Annotated in this window: 18 protein-coding genes; all 18 read right to left on the reverse strand. The window is 33.5% G+C overall.

Annotated elements, in window-relative coordinates; genetic code table 11:
- Positions 1–4: 4 nt before the first annotated feature.
- Entirely contained in the window at positions 5–148 is a 144-nt protein-coding gene (locus T537_RS12975; protein WP_197017995.1) for a hypothetical protein, read from the reverse strand.
- A gap of 13 nt (positions 149–161) precedes the next feature.
- Positions 162–1,454, reverse strand: coding sequence for a bifunctional folylpolyglutamate synthase/dihydrofolate synthase (locus T537_RS0110370; protein ID WP_031557756.1), 1,293 nt, complete (start codon positions 1,452–1,454; stop codon positions 162–164).
- 22 nt (positions 1,455–1,476) lie between these two features.
- Positions 1,477–3,003, reverse strand: coding sequence for a coiled-coil domain-containing protein (locus T537_RS0110375; protein WP_031557758.1), 1,527 nt, complete (start codon positions 3,001–3,003; stop codon positions 1,477–1,479).
- 12 nt (positions 3,004–3,015) lie between these two features.
- On the reverse strand, positions 3,016–3,618 hold the full coding sequence (locus T537_RS0110380) for a PsbP-related protein (RefSeq protein ID WP_027438279.1): 603 nt from the start codon (positions 3,616–3,618) through the stop codon (positions 3,016–3,018).
- Between the two features lie 219 nt (positions 3,619–3,837).
- The gene (gdhA, locus tag T537_RS0110385) at positions 3,838–5,184 is read right to left on the reverse strand and encodes an NADP-specific glutamate dehydrogenase (RefSeq protein WP_027438280.1); all 1,347 of its coding nucleotides are present in this window, start codon (positions 5,182–5,184) and stop codon (positions 3,838–3,840) included.
- Positions 5,185–5,604: 420 nt separating this feature from the next.
- Positions 5,605–7,221, reverse strand: a complete 1,617-nt coding sequence (locus tag T537_RS0110390) for an LCP family protein (protein ID WP_027438281.1) — start codon at positions 7,219–7,221, stop codon at positions 5,605–5,607.
- 136 nt (positions 7,222–7,357) lie between these two features.
- Positions 7,358–8,053 (reverse strand): polysaccharide biosynthesis tyrosine autokinase, encoded by a 696-nt coding sequence (locus T537_RS0110395; protein ID WP_027438282.1) that lies wholly within the window; start codon positions 8,051–8,053, stop codon positions 7,358–7,360.
- 2 nt (positions 8,054–8,055) lie between these two features.
- Entirely contained in the window at positions 8,056–8,814 is a 759-nt protein-coding gene (locus tag T537_RS0110400) for a YveK family protein (protein WP_027438283.1), read from the reverse strand.
- Positions 8,815–8,825: 11 nt separating this feature from the next.
- Positions 8,826–9,575: a CpsB/CapC family capsule biosynthesis tyrosine phosphatase gene (locus T537_RS0110405; protein ID WP_027438284.1), complete on the reverse strand. Its 750-nt coding sequence runs from the start codon at positions 9,573–9,575 to the stop codon at positions 8,826–8,828.
- Between the two features lie 30 nt (positions 9,576–9,605).
- On the reverse strand, positions 9,606–10,412 hold the full coding sequence (locus T537_RS0110410) for a Cof-type HAD-IIB family hydrolase (protein ID WP_027438285.1): 807 nt from the start codon (positions 10,410–10,412) through the stop codon (positions 9,606–9,608).
- Between the two features lie 102 nt (positions 10,413–10,514).
- Positions 10,515–11,948 (reverse strand): ATP-dependent Clp protease ATP-binding subunit ClpX, encoded by a 1,434-nt coding sequence (gene clpX / locus T537_RS0110415; RefSeq protein WP_027438286.1) that lies wholly within the window; start codon positions 11,946–11,948, stop codon positions 10,515–10,517.
- 134 nt (positions 11,949–12,082) lie between these two features.
- The gene (locus T537_RS0110420) at positions 12,083–13,579 is read right to left on the reverse strand and encodes a S1C family serine protease (RefSeq protein WP_051637221.1); all 1,497 of its coding nucleotides are present in this window, start codon (positions 13,577–13,579) and stop codon (positions 12,083–12,085) included.
- A gap of 220 nt (positions 13,580–13,799) precedes the next feature.
- Entirely contained in the window at positions 13,800–15,530 is a 1,731-nt protein-coding gene (locus T537_RS0110425; RefSeq protein WP_031557762.1) for a phospho-sugar mutase, read from the reverse strand.
- Between the two features lie 182 nt (positions 15,531–15,712).
- A complete protein-coding gene (locus T537_RS0110430; RefSeq protein ID WP_027438288.1) occupies positions 15,713–15,985 on the reverse strand; it encodes an HPr family phosphocarrier protein in 273 nt (90 codons plus the stop codon).
- Between the two features lie 18 nt (positions 15,986–16,003).
- Entirely contained in the window at positions 16,004–17,266 is a 1,263-nt protein-coding gene (locus T537_RS0110435) for a CdaR family protein (protein WP_031557763.1), read from the reverse strand.
- Entirely contained in the window at positions 17,247–18,107 is an 861-nt protein-coding gene (gene cdaA, locus T537_RS0110440; protein ID WP_027438290.1) for a diadenylate cyclase CdaA, read from the reverse strand. The genes T537_RS0110435 and cdaA overlap by 20 nt, the downstream gene beginning before the upstream one ends.
- Positions 18,108–18,168: 61 nt before the next feature.
- The gene (locus tag T537_RS0110445) at positions 18,169–19,206 is read right to left on the reverse strand and encodes a hypothetical protein (protein ID WP_027438291.1); all 1,038 of its coding nucleotides are present in this window, start codon (positions 19,204–19,206) and stop codon (positions 18,169–18,171) included.
- A gap of 13 nt (positions 19,207–19,219) precedes the next feature.
- Positions 19,220–19,621, reverse strand: coding sequence for a hypothetical protein (locus tag T537_RS0110450; protein WP_242839185.1), 402 nt, complete (start codon positions 19,619–19,621; stop codon positions 19,220–19,222).
- Positions 19,622–19,655: the final 34 nt, after the last annotated feature.

Genomic DNA, 19,655 nt, shown 5'->3' on the forward strand with positions numbered 1-19,655 from the left:
CTAATTATTTGTCCTTTCTGTCATTCCCAATAATACCTTTAATAAGTTCTGTAATATCTGGAATGTCATTACTATAAATTGCTTCCTCTGCGTCCTCTACTTCCAAACTTGGTTGGTATTTTAAAATTTCTTCATCAAAATCTATCATATTATTGCCTCCATTAATTAATCGTTCTTTTAATTTCTCCTACTAAATAAAGAGAGCCTACTGCAAATAAATAATCATTACCCTCATATGTATCTATAAACTCTCCGGCATCGTCTATAACCGTCACTTTCTTATCAGTAAATCTATTAAAGATATCCTTAATTACATCAGCTGATACCTTTCTTAGACCTCCAACAACTGTGATTATATATTCATCAAAACAATTGCTTTCAACTAAATCCTTGATCATATGGGTGTAGTCCTTGTCGCTAACTACAGAAAATAATAGTTTAGCTCTTTTTTTATCCAATTCAAGAATAGACCTTGCTGATTCTATGAATCTACTAACCCCCTCAGGATTATGACCACCATCAATAAAAACATTTCTTTTTACAAGTTCCATACGTCCAGGCCATTTAGTTTTCTTAATGCCTTCTTTAATTGCATCTTTGTTGAAATTAATAAGTCCGTCCTTAGCTAATACAGCCAAAGCCATTAAACAAAGAGATGCGTTTAACACCTGATATATTCCATTACTGCCAACAAAAAAACAATCATTTCTATAATAATCATTATCAATGAAAAAATCAATATTCCCCAGTGATATTTCCTTAATATGATACATTTCTTTTGTCACTGGAAAAATCTTATTGTAGCAAGAATCTTTATTAACCTCTTTAAATCTATTATTAACAACTTCTGCTACTTTTTTATCATTGGCATTAAAAATAACTGGTACTTTAGGCTTTATAATGCCAGCTTTTTCACTAGCAATTTTTTCAATGGTATCACCTAAGATAGCTGTATGCTCAAGACTTACGCCAGTTATAATAGAACAAATCGGACTTTTAATAGCATTACTTGCGTCAAGTTTTCCACCTAATCCCGTTTCTAGAACAATTATATCCACACACTTTTGTTTGTAATACACAATTGCAGTGGCCATAATTAGATCAAAGTAAGCAAACTCTCCATCCGTAATTACAGATGCGACCCTTTTAAAGCAATTATAAAAGTCCTCATCACTTATATCCTCACCATTAATCTTAATACGCTCATTAATCTTAACTAAATGAGGTGACGTAAAAAGACCAACCTTTAAGCCAAGACATTCTAGACTATTAGCTAGAAAAGCACAGGTTGATCCCTTTCCATTAGTTCCTGCAACATGAATAAATTTTAAATTCATGTCTATTTTATTCAATCTATCAAGAAGTATTCTCTCTCTTTCCACTCCTGTTCCCTTAGCGAATTGACCAAGATTATCAAGATAAGAAACCACTTCTTTATAACTTCCAAAAAACATCTAAATACCTCTTTATTATTAGCTAAATAATATCCTTACATAGATAGTCATCCATTTTAAGAAGGGCTGTTTTTCTGCCTCCAATAAAAATCGGAATTTCCACATAAGATTTATCAAAGCTATAATAATCGTCTTCCTCTTCTATTTCAAGTAAAAATCTCTCAATTTCTAGTCTTTCATCAAGACTAAATCTTACCACAATATCATAAAACACTCCTGGCTCAAATTTGACCCTATTAAATCTCTTAAGATAAGTTTTCATAAGCTCATCCGCCTTTTTATCAACCTCTGTCTTATTCTCAGCCTTAGCCTTATCAAGATTTAATTCTTCTAACCTTATATCCTCTTTAATCTCATCAAGCTTTGTCTTTAACTCAGTGAGCCTATTAGACTTCCTTTCAGCTAAATCAGAGAATCTATCCATCTTTCTTTTGCTTTCATTAACCTTGCCATAATACACTTTTGAATCAGCACTAGAGCGCTTTCTCTTAAGATAGTCACTCTTTATGGCATCTAGCTTAGAAAAATCATCCTTAGCCTCATAAAAATCCTTTAGTATAGATTCAATCTCCTCCTCTAATTTAGCAGCTTGATTTTGTATTTGACTTTCATTTTTCTTTTTTTCATCAATCTTTTTTTGAATAGCAATTTGATTTGCAAGTTTCTCCCTAAAGATTCCATCTTCATGGCGATAATTATCAAGTACTGTATCAAGATTTCCTGAAGGAAGCTTTTCATTAGCTATAGAAAAGACAGTGTCGCTTTTTTTCACAAGCATATATATAAACCTTGCAATTAAACATCTTGAAACCCTTCCAAGACCTCTTAATGTGGCATAAATTATACTAAGATCTATATCCACCATTTTAAAGGCATTATCCCCAAGTATCTCGTAAACTGTCTTAATCTTATCAAGATCTTTTCTTTTTCTAAGGGCGCTTATAACCCCTTTTCCATTAAATGATACAGGTGTTAAGACTCTTTGTAGTTTTTGTCTATTCTCAAGGCTTAAATGAATTAATGCCATGTCCATTAATTTCACAGTTTCCAAATAATCTTTATTGGATAAATTAGACATTTTAGTATAAATAGCATTTAGCATCATTTTCTCATAATTTTTCTCAATTTCATCAAGCTTACTGCCCAAGGGCTTATATTTATTAATATTAAAATTATAAGCAGCAATATTCACTAATTCCTTTGTATAAATCGGACTTTTTACATCCCCTGTATATTCCTTACCATTGATTTCTTTGTATATATCCAATGTCTTTTTTATACAAAGGTCATTTAATTCATCTCTATCAGTTTTTTGCAGCTCAATATATCTATCCATAACTGCATCTGCTGTAGTAGTAAATTCGAAATTAACCACGGATTTGTTAGTAAATGTCTCAGAAAAAGCGTTAGCAACATCAGCTAGCCCAAGCAAAAGCCTATTGCCTGCTTCTCTAGCCACATTTCCCATATTAACGCTTTCAAAAAGTGCTATCTGCATCCTAATTTCTTCATCACTAAGTAAATCCATGAGTTTAATAATATTTGCCATAATTCTACCCTACTAATCAAACTTAAATGTGCTTATAATCTGCTCTCCATCTGCTCTATGACTATCAAATTCACTTTCACTACATGCATATGTAATGATATACATCTTCTTATTAGCATCATTAAAAATATATGTCTGCAAACCCTTAATCGAGTAACCATTAGTACTATAGCTATATATTAATGATGTTGCCTTTTGTCCATTAATTTCAATGTCCTTAGTCTCATCCACTCTGTAGCCAGCCTCTACCAACTTAGTACTAGCAGCATCTAAATATTTATCAACATCCATTACCGAATACTTAGACAAATCCTCAATAATAACATTTAGATTTCTAGCAAAATCACTAGTAATATCCTTTTCATAAATCATAAGATCTAGACTTTTATTCTCTGTCTTAGAATCATCCCAGGTATTTGGAGTATAAATTGTATATCCCGTTCCTTTAAATCCTATGGTCTCCTCTTCATTAACAGATTCCACTGTTGTCTCTATCTTCTGACTCTTTTTATTCTTTTTCTTATCTTCACATCCATAAAGAGATATTACAGCTGTTAGCATCATTGTAATAATTGCCATTTTCTTCAACTCAAGTCTTAGTTTATTATTAAGCATAAGTCCTCCTATTACTATTTAGTTAATCATGTATTGTTAGTCATGTATTATTATTCACTATCAACCCATCTTAAATAATTTTAATACAAAACGAGTAAAAAAAAAAGCATATATAGGCTTTTTACAACCTATATATGCTTAAATCCCGTACAAACTATTAAAACTTAATTAGGAAAAATTAGACTATAACTAATCTAATCTATATGAACATATTATATCTTAGAATACGCCCTGAGCAAGCATAGCTTCAACAACCTTCTTGAAACCAGCGATATTAGCACCAGCTACATAGTTGCCTTCCATGCCATATTCCTTAGCAGCTTCATCGATATTGTGGTAAATACCAACCATGATATTCTTAAGCTTAGAATCAACTTCCTCGAATGTCCAGCTAAGTCTTTCTGAGTTCTGGCTCATTTCAAGAGCTGAAGTAGCAACACCACCAGCATTAGCAGCCTTACCACCTACGAAGCAAACGTCGTTAGCCTGGAAGTATTCTGTTGCATCGATTGTTGTAGGCATGTTAGCACCTTCACAAACATACTTAACACCGTTAGCTACTAAAGCCTTAGCATCCTCAAGGTCAAGTTCGTTCTGTGTAGCACATGGAAGAGCGATATCTACCTTATACTGCCATACACCATGTTCACCATTCTGCTTAGCAAAATACTTAGCTGATGGCTTAGCAGCAGCATATTCTGTAAGACGTGCTCTCTTAACTTCCTTAACTTCCTTAAGAAGTTCAACATCAATACCTGATTCATCATAAATCCAACCTGTTGAATCAGAACATGTAACAACCTTAGCACCTAACTGCTGAGCCTTCTCAATAGCGTAGATAGCAACATTACCTGAACCAGATACAGCTACTGTCTTACCTTCCATCTTATCACCATGGCACTTAACTAATTCTTCTGTTAAGTATAAAAGACCATAACCTGTAGCCTGTGTTCTAGCTAAAGAACCACCATATGTAAGACCCTTACCTGTAAGAACACCTTCATAAAGGTTCTTAATTCTCTTATACTGACCAAACATAAAGCCGATTTCTCTAGCACCTGTACCGATATCACCAGCTGGAACATCGATATCAGCACCGATATATTTAGCAAGCTCTGTCATAAAGCTCTGGCAGAATGCCATAATTTCTCTATCTGACTTACCCTTAGGATCGAAGTCAGAACCACCTTTACCACCACCGATTGGAAGTGTTGTAAGTGAGTTCTTAAAAATCTGCTCGAAACCTAAGAACTTAATAATACCTAAGTTTACTGATGGGTGAAGTCTTAAACCACCCTTATATGGTCCAATTGCATTATTAAACTGAACTCTGAAACCTCTATTTACCTGAACATTACCATTATCATCTACCCATGGTACTCTGAACATAATCTGACGATCTGGCTCTGTAATTCTTTCAAGAATAGCATTCTTTCTGTAAAGTTCCTCATTCTTCTCTACAACTGGTCTTAAAGAATTAAGTACCTCTGTTACTGCCTGAATAAATTCTGGCTGACTTGCATCTCTCTTAGAAACTAGTTCTAACACTTCATCAACATATCCCATAATTTCAAACTCCTTTAGATATTATTTAGAGATATATCTCATAAAAGGTATCCTTCCACTTTTACAAGAATTTTGAATTCTTCTAGGTTTAAAGAATTCAACTTTAAAGACTTAATCTGTCTTTTCCCTACAAGGCATATTATAGTGTGTTCACTTAATTTTGACAAGTTAGTTTAGGTACTCACCTAAGAAATTTTAGCAAATACGAAAAATATTAATTTTATTTTGGCATAGGTGCCAGTTTCACCCTTTGTTCACTTAAATTAATAAAGTGTTGTATGACAAGTACGTGGCGTTGTCTTACTAATTTTGATTAAATTTGACCGATTTAATCAAATTTCATAAAAAAAGGATAGTGACTAATCAAATTAATCACTATCCAAAACTTTATCTTTTTTCGTTTTCTAGATTATTTTATTGTTATTTATTAGTTGATGATGTTGTTGACTGACTTGTTGCTTCATTATTAGCATTCTCGACATATTCATCTACATCAAATACATCACCATTCTGAATCTTTGTCATAAGTTGATTAGCCATATTTATACTGTCTGATGACAAGTAATCAACTGACATACCATATAAATCAAAGTATCTACTGTTGCCATATCCTGTTCTTTCAGCTTGTACAGCATAACTTTGAATATTCCATTCACCGCCATTTGATAGCTGTTCCTTAACTAACTGTGTAATAAATGATGATGGCATATCAGTAAGCATCATATCACTTACAGCATCAAGTACTGCTGAATAGTTAGTAAGAATTGCAGGAGAAGTAGCTTTATTAATAATACCCTTAATAGCTGCAATCTGGTTTCTACCTCTTCTAAAGTCGCCTTCTGCCTTGAAAGCCATTCTTTCTCTTACAAAGGCAAGTGTATGAGCACCATCTAAGTAATTTTCACCCTCGTCAAAGTCAAACGGCTCAAAGTAAGCATTAGTTCCACTTCTAAACGCTGTCTCTGATTCAACTGTAATTCCGCCAAGAGCATCTACAACTCCCATACATCCTGTAAAATTAACTCTAACAAAATAGTCAATATCAAGACCATCATAGAGGTTCTCTAAAGTCTTAATTGTATTATCAACACCGAAGTTACCTGCATGTGTTAATTTATCTAAATCTGAACCACCATTGTCATCAAATATCTCAACATAAGAATCTCTTGGTGTTGTTACGAGTAATACCTGTCTTGTTTCAGGATTTACCACAGCTAAAATATTAACATCACTGTGTCCTGTATATGATAATGTATCAAATTCATCAAATCCTGATAAGAAGATTACAAATGGCTTACTAGCACTTACCTTCTTAGCTTTTTCTACAGTAATCTTAGATACTACTGAAACAGTTCCTATTACTTTAATCTTGCCATCAAGGGTTTCATCAGTCTCCTTTAAAGATGTAAGAGATGAATTAGAAATTAAAACTGCCTGGATATCTTTATTAGCGTATAATGCATCAAACATATTCTCCCATGAATCATAATCCTTATATTCAGGTGAAACCTTATTATTAGATTCAATTAAATCCATAGCCTCTTTATAAAGCTGACTATCAATTGTATCATTATAACCCACTTTATAATCACCAATATCTGAAATTGATGATGCTTTATCGCTTTCAAGAACAACCACTGAGTAAATATCTGTTGTAGTTGATATTCCCGAAATAGTAGATAATGTAGAAACTACCTTAGCTGAGAATATATAGCTGTAAAGCATTACTGCAGATAATAATATCGCTAGTAATTTACCCAATATCTTAAAGTTACTAAATTGCGATGTAAAATCATAAAGCCAAACAAATATTACAAACAATGTTAATCCGATTAAATATTTAGTTGGTAATATATCCAATGTAATTACATTCTTTAAAACTAATATTGTTAATACAAGCTGAATCAAAACAAGTACAATACCTATTACTGTAGACCAGCCGCGTCTCTTTCTTTTACGTTCCTTCTTAGACAATGAATCCTTCTTTGCAAAAAGATATTTCATGTCATTCTTCGATCTTGTAAAGAATCCTGCCATAAATGGTCTCCTTATTTTTTCCTAAAAATTGTGCTGTTTCTCCCCTAAACAGCATCTACTAATTTAGCATAAAACACCCAAAAAATAAAGCTTTTCACGTATTTTTATGTTTTTTTATAATTATTCGTATACCTTATTATTCAGCTGCATCAGTATATTTTCCGTAATATTTTCCATAGTACTTGCCATAATACTTATTGTCATTAACATCCACTTTGTTTAGTACTGCTCCAAGTATCGTAGTTCCTGTTTTCTTTAATTGTTCCACCGCTTTTTGAGCATACTTATATCCCACCATATTAGAGCCAACAACAACCACTGTTCCATCACATTCTGTTGCTACAATGGCGCTGTCAATAACGCTTCCTATTGGGGGTGTGTCAATTATTATATAATCATACAGGTCTCTTAAAACCTTTAAAAGCGTCTTAAAAACCTTATTTCCAAGAAGTTCTGTAGGATTTGGTGGCACCGGACCTGAAAAAACCACATTTAAATTATCAACGTTAGTTCCATACATAACGTCCTCAAATTTATTAATACCAGACAAAAAGTGAGTAAGTCCCTTAACTGATTTATTTATCTTATATCTACCTACCAAAACCGATTTTCTTAAATCTGCATCAATAAAAATCACCTTTTTCCCAGCTTCGGCTAAGGAAACTGCCAAGTTAAAGGAAACCGTTGATTTTCCCTCACCTGGTGTGGTACTTGTAAACATAATTGTCTTTATATCAGAACCACATAATTGAATATTGGTTCTTAAATTTTTATAGCTTTCATTAGCTCTATAATCCAATTTAATAAGACGTTCAATATTAATTGTTTGCATGGCTACTTACTCCCCTTTTTCTTAGATTTTTTCTTAGATAATTTACCTCTTCCATCATCCATTTCCTTACACAATGGAATAATAGAAAGTGTACTAATTCCTAGGTATTTTTCTAAATCATCTGAAGTCTTAATTGTGTCATCAAGTAATGATTTAATCACTATAATTCCAGATGATAATATAATTCCAAGAAAAGCTCCCACAGCTGTAATCTTCTTAATTCCTGTGGACTCTGGCGCAGCAGCCACATTTCCATCCTCAACTATTTCAACATCCTCTATATGCATAATTTCACAAATTTGTGTAGCAGCAAAATTAGCCATAGAATCAGCTATTTCCTTTGCCATATAAGGATCTGCATCCTTTACTGATATTTGTAAAATTCGTGAGTCTGCGATTGTTGTAACAGATATTGCCTCACTTAACTCCTTTACGCTTTTATCAAGATCCAAATCGCTAATTACATATTCAAGAACTGGTCTTGATTGAACTAGTATAATATAATCCTTTGTTAACTGAGTTGAAGTTTGTAAATCAGTTAATGTGGTTGTGGAATCATCAGCTCTATTTAGAACATAAAGCTGAGTTGTAGACATGTAAACCGGCGTAATAAGAAATTTGGACACAAGAAATGATACCGCTCCAAATAATACGCCAACAAAGATTATTAATATAAATTTTTCCCAAAGAATTGATAATAAACGGCCAAGGTCAATCTCCCTTTCCTCCGCCTGTTTTTCTGCTGCTGTATTGTTATTCATTTAAAACCCCTCTAATCAATAAATTCATCCCTAATTATTCTATTAGGATTTTCTTTTGCTATTTTTTTGGCATAGTCATAGCCATATTTATTAGATATCCACTGTACAACATCTCCCATTATTGGACATCTTCTACCTGCTGTATGAGCATTAGTTGCTATAACATCTACCATTTTTTTCTTAAGTAAGTGCTTAGCTAACCTCTTAGCATCGCCACCCTCTTCGCCAACTAAGGCATCTGCATTTATTTGAAGTACTGCACCCATTTCCTTTAAATTTACGGCCATATCCTCATTTAGAATAATGCTTGGATATCTCTCAATATGTGAAATAATAGGTATCAGCCCTTCATTTAATATATTAACCACTCCATTTCTTATAACCTGACGGCTCTCAGAATAATCAAATTCCACAAGTACGTATCTTGAGTGATTAATTGTCATTCCACGTTGTTTAATATTTTTTACCATATCCTGGCTATAGAAAAACTCGCGGCCAGGAAGCAGCTTTAAATCAGGATATAGCTGATTAGCTATATGTTCTATCTCCTTTACCCTTCTTTCAATTTCTGCCTGTGGTAATTTACATTTAACAGGATGATAATGAGGAGTGCAAACCAAAGTCTTGATGCCATCTTCATAAGCAAGTTCAAGCATCTGCACTGTAGTTTGAATATCACTAGCCCCATCATCAGTCTCTGGTAAAATATGAATATGAATATCCGTCATTGGATAATCAACTTTTTTCTTAAATATATACATTCCTCTATCCCTCTTAATAATCCACATAGACTATAGAATATAGTCTTCTATAATCTGTGCAACTCCACATTCCTCATTGCTTGTCGCAATTACATCTGCGTATTTTTTCACTTCATCGTAACCGTTTGCCATAACAACTGATAAACCTGCAATTTTTAGCATTGGAATATCATTCATTCCATCTCCGCAAGCAATTAATTCATCTGTTTTAAGTCCAATTTTTTCAAGTAGTATTTTAAGTGATTCATCTTTAGCTACATTAGCTGGTACAACCTCTAGAAAATACTCCTCTGAAAAGAAAGCATCCACCTTTCCTTCATACTTTTCTAGAATTGCCTTCTGCACTGGCAATAGCTTTGTATGTTCTCCTACTACTAAAAATTTAGCCACTGGATAATCCACAAAATCAATTAAGCTCTCCACCTTCTTAACTGTTGTATAATTGCATTTAGCTTCTTTTATTACATATGGATCTTCATCACTTTCACATACAACTGTTGTGTCTTCATAAGTTAATGCATAAACCCCATTCTCTCTTGCAAATTTACACACATCCTCCATGCAATCTCTAGGAAGTACCTTCTCATAAAGGCACTCTCCTGTCTTGCAATCAATTATTTGTCCACCGTTGTATGCTAGTATATAGCCACCTCTAGAACTTAAGTCCAATTCCTTTGCTATTGGAGTAATACCAAATAGAGGTCTTCCTGATGCTAGGATTACACTTACTCCTTTCTCAATAGCTTTAAAAATCGCCTCCTTATTTCTTTCTGGCAATTTCTTATTATTGTCTGTTAATGTCCCATCTAAATCTAGGGCAAGTGCTTTGTATTTCATAATTACATCCTAACCGGAGAAAAACTCCTATTTTCTTAAATTTATCATATAATTTTATTTTTTACAATAAGCATAACTAAAGTTATACTATATTTCAGCTAGTTACGCCTTAGCTTCTAGTAAGCCCTGGCCTCGCATCTGTATAAGCGGAGCCTTCTTATCCTCGATATATTCCTTAGTTATTGTTACTGTTCCAATATTGCTATCCTTTGGAATCTCATACATTATATCAAGCATGAAATCTTCTATAATTGAACGAAGTGCTCTAGCACCAGTATTTTTCTCAATTGCTTTATTAGCTATAGCTTCAAGAGCATCATCTGAGAATTTAAGTTCTACCTCATCTAGGGCTAAAAGCTTTTGATACTGGGCAAGAATTGCATTCTTTGGTTCCTTTAAAATCTTAATAAGTGCTTCTTTATTAAGCTTTTCAAGGGTATATACAATTGGTAATCTACCAAGGAATTCAGGAATCATACCATACTCTCTTAAATCCTCAGTTGTTACATGAGAAAGAATATTCTCATCGTCATCATATTTATCCTTTAAGTCAGCGTTAAATCCTATTGATGAGCTCTTTGTTAATCTATTCTTAATTATTTCAGGAAGATCTGGGAAAGCTCCACCACAAATAAATAAAATATTACTTGTATCCATTGTTACCATTGGAACCATAGCGTTCTTACTTGTAGCACCTACTGGTACTTCAACTTCGCTGCCTTCTAATAATTTAAGAAGTCCTTGCTGAACTGATTCACCAGATACATCTCTACTTCTTACTTCTTTCTTCTTAGCAATCTTATCAATTTCATCAATAAATACAATTCCTCTTTCAGCTTTTTCAACATCATTATCTGCTGCCATTAAAAGCTTAGATAATACAGATTCAATATCATCACCAATATAACCTGCTTCTGTAAGGGATGTAGCATCTGTAATTGCTAATGGCACCTGTAAAATTCTTGCAAGAGTCTTTACAAGATATGTCTTACCAGAACCAGTAGGTCCAATCATAAGCATGTTTGATTTTTCAATTTCAATTTCCTTCTGAGTATTAGTTGCAACTCTCTTATAATGATTATATACAGCTACAGACATAACCTTCTTAGCATAATCCTGACCAATAACATATTCATCAAGCATACCCTTGATCTTATGAGGAGCTGGAAGAGACTTAAGTGTAATCTCAGGGAATTCCTTCTTCTCTTCTTCCTTTTTCTTCTTTAATTTGTTCTTTTTAGGCACGTTCTCCATATTAGGATTAAACATATTCATACCAAAGCCATTAAATAAATCATTATTCATTGGCATGTTATTTAAAGAATCAAAAGTCCTTTGCATACAATCATTACATACTGTTATATTATTATATAAATCAATCATAGGTCCCTTACACTGGGATTCTGTCCTTCTACAAATAACGCATATCTTCTCATATCTGCCTCTATCATCATTAGAATTATTAGAATTATTTGTATTGTTAACATTACTAGAATCATTCTTATTGTCATCGATTTCTTTATAATCGTCGCTCATAAAATACCTCCACCATTTAAACTGCACTACAATTATATCATAGGCAATTTACAAAACCATAAATTTAAAATAAAAAAATCTTTGGAGATTATAATCTCCAAAGACTCTTTATAAATAATATATTAGTTAATGTATTAACTTCTAGATCCTAATGTAACCTCTGCAGTCTTTAATACATATGATGAACCCTCTAAATGATAATACTCAATTGTAACTGTTTCACCTGCTTTATAATACTGTAATAGTGATGTTAAGCCGGACATACTTGAAATGGTTGTATCATCAAATCCTGTAATAATATCATAGCTTTCAAGACCTGCTTTTTCAGCTGCTGAGCCAGATTGCACTGTTCTAATTAAGACTCCTGTAGGATATCCATAAACTGAAGCATAATACTCTGTCATATCAACACCTGAAACACCTAAGAAAGCGGCTTCACTTTCACTTACCTTTGTACGTGTCTGCTTATTCATTAATGTATTAATAAGATCAACAACATTAGATATTGGAATAGCATATGCCATACCTTCTACTCCATCACTACTTGTCTTAGCAAAGTTAATAGCTATAACCTTACCATCTGCATTAATTAAGGCACCACCAGAGTTACCTGAATTAATTGTGGCATTAGTCATAATAAGTCCACTAAATTCTGTATTATCAACTGTTATTGTTCTATTAAGAGCAGAAATAATACCATTTGTTACTGACTGTCCCTCACCAAGGGCATTACCAATTGCTACCACTGGCTGACCTACTGCAACTTCACTTGTATAATCAAGTTCTGCAATAGCAATCTTACTTGCTGTATCACTTGATAAAGATGAAACATCAACTGCTACTACTGCAATATCCTTATCTGTCTTTGAACCCTTAACTGAAGCAGCTGCAGATGTACCATCAACAAATACTGCAGTTAAATTATTAACATCCTCAATAACATGAGCGTTAGTTACAATAAGTATTTCAGTATCATTTTGTCCAATAATAATACCTGTACCTGATGTACTTGCCTGATAATTAGATGCGCCAAAACCATATGTCTGTGTCTGTGATACAATTGTTGTACCATTGAGTTCTACCATAGCTGGTAAAAGGGATGTAGCAATTGATTGTGCATCAATACTTGTCTGTGATGATGTTGTTGTGTTTGAATCTGAGTCCCCCTGAATTGCTGATATAGCTGAAACCGTTGCTATTGTAGGAGTTTGTGTTGTTGCTGTCTTTGTAACATATTTATTACCTAGATAATTTACTCCGCACATAACGCTACCTGCAATCACACCAAAAAGTACAGCTGCAAGACCAAGAGAAACTATTCTTTTAAACGTCTTCTTACCATTCTTATTCTTCTTTGGAGCAGTTGTATTAGCTGTCTGATATGTATTAAATCCAGTCTGTGCCTGACCAAACTGATTGTTAAAGCTCTGAGTATTGAAGTTCTGATTGTTATAGCTCTGATTGTTAAAATTATCATAATTATTAGAAAAGCTATTATTTTGCCTTTGTGTTGTATTCGCCTCTGCTCTATTTGCATCTGTATAGCTTGTATCAGTGCTAGATGCAAATCCATCTTGTTTTGGAATTTCGTCTCCACTCATTCGATATGTTGTGTTTTCTCCGTTCTCCATTTCATCAGCTCCTTATCTTTATTACATTTATTTGCTTTATAATTTTATTCATAATCGTAACTTGCATTAAAAAACACATCTCGTTACTACAGTTAATAATATAGCAACGAAATGTGTCTTAATTGTGTTTCTTATATAAAGAATTTGTGTTTAAATTCAACATTCCTTTCTTATAAAGGAATAGTCTATAAAAAAGATAAAGTCTTAACTAAAGTTAATATTATGCTTCAACAATATCCATAACAGCTTTAGTAAGTTCTTCAAGCTTAGCATTAGCATCATCAAGTGATGTACCCTTAACGCCCATGTAGAACTTAATCTTAGGCTCTGTACCAGAAGGTCTAGCACAGCACCAAGCATCGTCTGTTAAGTCAAAGTAAAGAACATTAGAGCTTGGAAGACCTGTCTTAGACTTAGCACCTGTAGCAATATCTGTCTTCTCATCAATCTTGTAATCTCTAAATTCCTTAACATCCCAAGCACCAAACTTCTTAGGAGGATTGCTTCTTAAGCTGTTCATTAATTCCTGAATCTTCTCAGCTCCTGTAGCACCCTTCATTGTAATAGCCTTCTGGCCTTCCTTATAGAAGCCGTACTTATTAAAGATGTTCATCATCTGATCCCAAAGAGTAATACCCTTTGACTTGTAGTAAGCTGCTGCTTCAGCAAGTGACATAACAGCAACGATAGCATCCTTATCTCTAGCATGTGTACCAACAAGGCAACCATATGATTCTTCAAAACCAAATTCATAGAAGTGGCTGTTGTTGTTCTTCTCAAAGAACTTAATCTGCTCACCAATAAATTTAAATCCTGTTAATACTTCAATAAGCTCTAAGTTATATTCCTTAGCAACAGAAGCAGCCATATTAGTTGAAACGATTGTTGTAACTAATGCACCATTGTCATGAAGTAAACCTTTTTCCTTACGAACTGAAAGAAGGTATTCAGCAATGATCATAGCTGACATATTACCTGTAAATGCCATGTATTCACCAGTCTTAGTATCCTTAGCATAAATACCAAGTCTATCAGCATCTGGATCTGTAGCTAAGATAATATCAGCATCAACTTCCTTAGCAAGCTTAAGTGCATATGTAAATGCCTTAGGATCTTCTGGGTTTGGATATTCAAGAGTTGTGAAGTTTGGATCTGGATCCTTTTGTTCTTCAACAACATATACATGCTTGAAACCTAAATCTCTAAGGATTCTTCTTACAGGAATTGAACCTGTACCATTAAATGGTGAGTAAACGATCTTAATATCATCAGCTACGCTCTTAATGATATCTCCATTGATGCACTGTGTCTTAAGTGCAGCGTAATATTTCTCATCAATATCGTAACCAATTGTATTATAAAGACCAAGTGCCTCAGCTTCATCCTTAGGCATTGTCTTAACTGTTGACCAATCATGAATTGCATTAACTTCTTCGATAATCTGCTTATCCTTTGGTGCTGTAATCTGAGCGCCATCTTCCCAATAAACCTTGTAACCATTATATTCTGGTGGGTTATGAGAAGCAGTTACCATAACACCTGCTGTACAACCAAGCTCTCTTACTGCAAATGAAAGCATTGGAGTTGGGCGAAGTGATGGGTAAATATATGCTTTAATGCCATTAGCTGCAAGACAAAGAGCTGTAGCTTCAGCGAATTCTCTTGACATTCTTCTGTTATCATGAGAAATAGCAACGCCCTTATCCTGTGTACCTTCCTTTAAAATAAAATTAGCAAGTCCTTGGGTAGCCTTACTAACAACATAAATGTTCATTCTGTTAGTACCAATACCAATTACTCCACGAAGACCACCTGTACCAAATTCCAAATCTCTATAGAATCTGTCTTCGATTTCCTTTTCGTCTCCTTCAATAGCCTTTAATTCGGCCTTAGCTTCGTCACTAAAATAGTCATTAGTGAGCCATTCCTTATAAGTCTCTAAATAACTCATTAACTTATACCTCTTTCTTTATATTTATATTTTTCCCTCTTACCCTGCCTAGCAGGGAACAAAACCAAATAGCACCCAAGCTGCTATAGATTTTGCTATCTTAACTTAAAAAAGGGTATAACCCCTTTAAGCCAAGACTATGACTCAAAAACGATTATACCCCATATTTAAATTATTATCAATTAATTATCGTTCATGGATTTAATAAAAGCAGAAGAAACTTTTTCAATTGCTTCCTCTTCATCCTCTCCATCCGCCATAAGCTTGATAAACTCTCCCTTTCCTACACCAGATGCAAGAATGGAAATAATGCTTTTGGCATTGGCAACCCTTTTATTATCACCATATTCAAAAGATATATGAGACTGATATTTTATAGCTTCATCACACATAGCCCCTGCAGGTCGCAGATGAATTCCTAAATCGCTAGTTATCTCAATATCCCTACTAACCATCTTTCCCCTCCTAATTAACTAATTACTGGCTGACTGAGTTTCTTGTATAACATTGCTTATAACTATTTCAACTGTATATTCCTGATTCAAACTACAACCGCTTGGAAGTGTTATATTAACCGGCACTTCATGTGTACCTTCTCCAAAGCTTGTTAAATCAACAGACATGGCTATATTAGAAGCACTAACTGTGTTAATAACATCTGTAGCTCCCTTTATAATTATATCAAAATATCTACTATCTCCAAATGAGACTTTAGTATTATTATTCTGATTTTTAATTACAATAGCCTGTTTATCCATTGTTATTGTCTTAGAATCTTCAGGCTCAATATCCACAGACACAACCAAAGTACCCTCAGAAATAATACTAATATTGCCATTTAAATAATTAGCTAAATTAAATTTGTATTCCTTATCATTAGAGAATCCTTCGATATTAATATTCTCAGGTGGAATTGTTATATTAACAATGCCATTAATATCATCCTCATCTCCCACAATTGTAACTTCCTTAACATTAAGGCTTACATTAGAAAGCACATATCCCCTAGCTGGAGTTCCGCTTGTTTGTACTATTACAGGGATTTTCTTAGTTTTCCCAATGGCTGCAGTGTAATTAATATTTGTTTCTGAAAGCTCAATAGTATCATCTTCTATTAAGTTATAATCGCTATCATAAAGCCTTACTGCAGCGTTTCCTGTAACTGTATGTGTTGCGTTACTTACATCAATTGGAACAACTGCATGTGCAACACTTTCTACAACTGATGATGCTCCAATTACATTAATTGATGTTGGACTAAAGCTTACATTAGAAAGGGCATATCCTGATGTAAGCTCACCTTCTAATTGGCTTTCAAGCTCAATAGTCTTATTAGTTCTATTCTCTATATTAAGCTTTACAGCTGTTGTTTTGGGAGTTGCTTCCACTCCTTCTACAACCTTACCATCCTTTACAACTGAAACATCAATATCAACGTAATCCGAATAAGCAGTAACAGTGCTTAAATCTGCTGTTGCCACTATATCACTAGCAGATATATCTGTTATTTTTGATTTTGGTCCAGATACACTTACAGATATCTTACTTCCTTCCACCACTTCATAAGAATAATTCTTACTTGTTAAAGTCTCTGTATTAAGCAAGGTAACTGTAACATTACTAAAGGTATAGCTTGTACTTGGATCATAAATATTTACAATAACAGTCCACAACACTATAGCAATAATAGCTGATAGCAGCTTCAAAGTGAAATTTTTAAATATCTTTTCCTTCATTATTTAGCCTACCTCTCCATAGTCTGAATGATTTAACGTCAAGATTTCTATTTCTTGTATATTCAAGTTTACTCCTTAATGACTCTTCATCTATATCGTGAATAAGCTCTCCACCAACAGCAATAGATACCTTACCTGTTTCCTCAGAAACAATAAGAGTTATACTATCAGTTACTTCGCTTATTCCAAGACCAGCTCTATGTCTTGTACCTAAGGCTTTATTAATCTTAGTACTATCAGACAGTGGCAAATAACAAGTAGCAGCCACAACCCTATCTCCACGTATAATTACAGCACCATCGTGAAGAGGTGTATTATGTTCAAAAATATTTATAAGAAGTTGACTTGTTACCAAACCATCAACTTCAATTCCTGTTCTTTCATATTCTTCAAGAAGCATATCCTGTTCAATTACAATTAATGCACCTGTATAAACAGCTCCCATTTCGTAACATGCCCTAACAATAGCATTAACCGTATCTGAAGAGAAACGCTCCTTCTTACCACGCTCGCCAAAATTAATAAAACTTGTTACTAATCTCTTACGTCCTAATTGCTCAAGAGCTCTACGAAGTTCTGGCTGAAAAATAATTACAAGAGCAATAATACCAACACTAATGGTCTTACTTGCAATCCAAAGAATAGTCCTTAAATTGAGCACATAGGCTATAAGTGCAAAAACCACAACGATGACAATGCCCTTAAGTAGTGCCCAGGCTTTAGTATTCTTAATCCAAACCATTACATTATAAATCACTACGGCAATAATTATTATTTCAATAATATCTGACCATGAAATTCGTGGAATATATAAGCTAGACAGATAATTCTCTAAAGACATTTTCTCACCCCTGTTCCTTATCTAAACTATTAGCGACTACAAAGTAGCCGCTAACAAAATTCTATCTATTCTTATCATCAAAAATCACAATATCGTCATCTTCTAAGTCGTCCTGTGCAGTTCTTGACTTTACCTGTGATCTAATATCATCTAAATTAGTTGTTTCTTTAGTCTTTTTTGCATTAATCTGCTTAACCTTAACATCAGTAGCAGACACATTAATCTTAGGCACTGCCTTAACATAATAATAGTATTCGTCATCTTCATACTGAACATATTCTGTTCTCTTATAATCTAATGAGAAGAACACAATCTTACAAACAAATCCAACAACGACGCCAAGTAAAATGCCAATAATAACAAATACGATATTTAATTTAGCATTAAGTGCTACCTGACCTACAACTAAAATAATAAATTCAACTAAACTACCAAATCCAATGGCATAAACCCATGAATTATCAATTTTAAGTCTTCTAATACAATAAACAACAACTATCGTAGCAACAAAAGCAATAATTAAAGTAACCATACCCTTATCGCCAAAAAGACTAGAACTAAGATATGAAATCTGTTCAACTGAATCAGTAAGTGAGCTCTCTGAAATAGCTGATTCGTACTGACTAGCAGTCTTTATAATGTAGTAAAAAATCACACCAAACGAAACTGGAATACATGATAACCATCCTGCACATAAACCAATTGATACAATTGCTACAAATGGTAACTTAATGCTACAAAGAAGTGCAGTTAGAATCACAATGTAACCTGACTTAGGTGTAAATCTAAAATACAATAAATACATAATTGCAATAACGCAAAGAGCAATTAATGCGAATTCAGCAGATATTGAATATAAATGCACTAACATAAATAGTGATAATAAAATAATTGTTCCACCATTAGGTAAGAAAGCGCAAACAACAGCTGCTAAAAAAGCAAATATTGGATTTCCTAATTTTGAAATACCACCAATACTTAAATTTAGAATGATAAATGCTATTAAAGCAATTACAAATTTCATTGCTGGCACAAAATATGTGTCATATTTATTGTAGAACTTACTAAATCTGTCCTTTAACTCCAGTAAAAAAGCCATATATTCCTCCTAATTACTTCTTCTTATTCTGGCCATTATAGAATCTTTCAAGCTTATTAAGTCTTGAAAAATATTTCTTAAGACCCTTTCTTGACTTGTCGTATTTGTAGCTATAAACAAAACCTGAAATAATAGAAAAAGCAACAATAAGGCCAATATAATAAGCTGCCACTTTTCTTCCTAATGCTACATAATCCAATTCATTAATATTAGCCACTATGCCTTCAGCATTACAAAATGCATATAGAATAAAAATAATAATAAACGCAAAAGTAGTTGCAATTAAGCTCTTTAGAATACCTAGTGCAACATAATCACTTTTATAATACTTAGCATTTTTTATCATTTCACTACCTTCATTTTTCTCATAGATAGCCATTTTTGTCATCATTTTAACTTTATTTTCGTTAAGCAAAACCGTTCACCTCGACAAAATTTTATACTTCTAT

The sequence above is a fragment of the Lachnospira multipara LB2003 genome (assembly GCF_000702205.1).
Classification (GTDB): Bacteria; Bacillota; Clostridia; order Lachnospirales; family Lachnospiraceae; genus Lachnospira; species Lachnospira multipara_A.

What these genes read in the sequence shown, in the direction of transcription:
- T537_RS0110445 (WP_027438291.1), bottom strand. Translation starts at nt 19,206, where the DNA reads ATGGCTTTTTTACTGGAGTTAAAGGACAGATTTAGTAAGTTCTACAAT.
- T537_RS12975 (WP_197017995.1), bottom strand. Translation starts at nt 148, where the DNA reads ATGATAGATTTTGATGAAGAAATTTTAAAATACCAACCAAGTTTGGAA.
- T537_RS0110420 (WP_051637221.1), bottom strand. Translation starts at nt 13,579, where the DNA reads ATGGAGAACGGAGAAAACACAACATATCGAATGAGTGGAGACGAAATT.
- T537_RS0110390 (WP_027438281.1), bottom strand. Translation starts at nt 7,221, where the DNA reads ATGGCAGGATTCTTTACAAGATCGAAGAATGACATGAAATATCTTTTT.
- T537_RS0110410 (WP_027438285.1), bottom strand. Translation starts at nt 10,412, where the DNA reads ATGAAATACAAAGCACTTGCCCTAGATTTAGATGGGACATTAACAGAC.
- clpX (WP_027438286.1), bottom strand. Translation starts at nt 11,948, where the DNA reads ATGAGCGACGATTATAAAGAAATCGATGACAATAAGAATGATTCTAGT.
- T537_RS0110380 (WP_027438279.1), bottom strand. Translation starts at nt 3,618, where the DNA reads ATGCTTAATAATAAACTAAGACTTGAGTTGAAGAAAATGGCAATTATT.
- gdhA (WP_027438280.1), bottom strand. Translation starts at nt 5,184, where the DNA reads ATGGGATATGTTGATGAAGTGTTAGAACTAGTTTCTAAGAGAGATGCA.
- T537_RS0110400 (WP_027438283.1), bottom strand. Translation starts at nt 8,814, where the DNA reads ATGAATAACAATACAGCAGCAGAAAAACAGGCGGAGGAAAGGGAGATT.
- T537_RS0110370 (WP_031557756.1), bottom strand. Translation starts at nt 1,454, where the DNA reads ATGTTTTTTGGAAGTTATAAAGAAGTGGTTTCTTATCTTGATAATCTT.
- cdaA (WP_027438290.1), bottom strand. Translation starts at nt 18,107, where the DNA reads ATGTCTTTAGAGAATTATCTGTCTAGCTTATATATTCCACGAATTTCA.
- T537_RS0110375 (WP_031557758.1), bottom strand. Translation starts at nt 3,003, where the DNA reads ATGGCAAATATTATTAAACTCATGGATTTACTTAGTGATGAAGAAATT.
- T537_RS0110395 (WP_027438282.1), bottom strand. Translation starts at nt 8,053, where the DNA reads ATGCAAACAATTAATATTGAACGTCTTATTAAATTGGATTATAGAGCT.
- T537_RS0110405 (WP_027438284.1), bottom strand. Translation starts at nt 9,575, where the DNA reads ATGTATATATTTAAGAAAAAAGTTGATTATCCAATGACGGATATTCAT.
- T537_RS0110425 (WP_031557762.1), bottom strand. Translation starts at nt 15,530, where the DNA reads ATGAGTTATTTAGAGACTTATAAGGAATGGCTCACTAATGACTATTTT.
- T537_RS0110435 (WP_031557763.1), bottom strand. Translation starts at nt 17,266, where the DNA reads ATGAAGGAAAAGATATTTAAAAATTTCACTTTGAAGCTGCTATCAGCT.
- T537_RS0110430 (WP_027438288.1), bottom strand. Translation starts at nt 15,985, where the DNA reads ATGGTTAGTAGGGATATTGAGATAACTAGCGATTTAGGAATTCATCTG.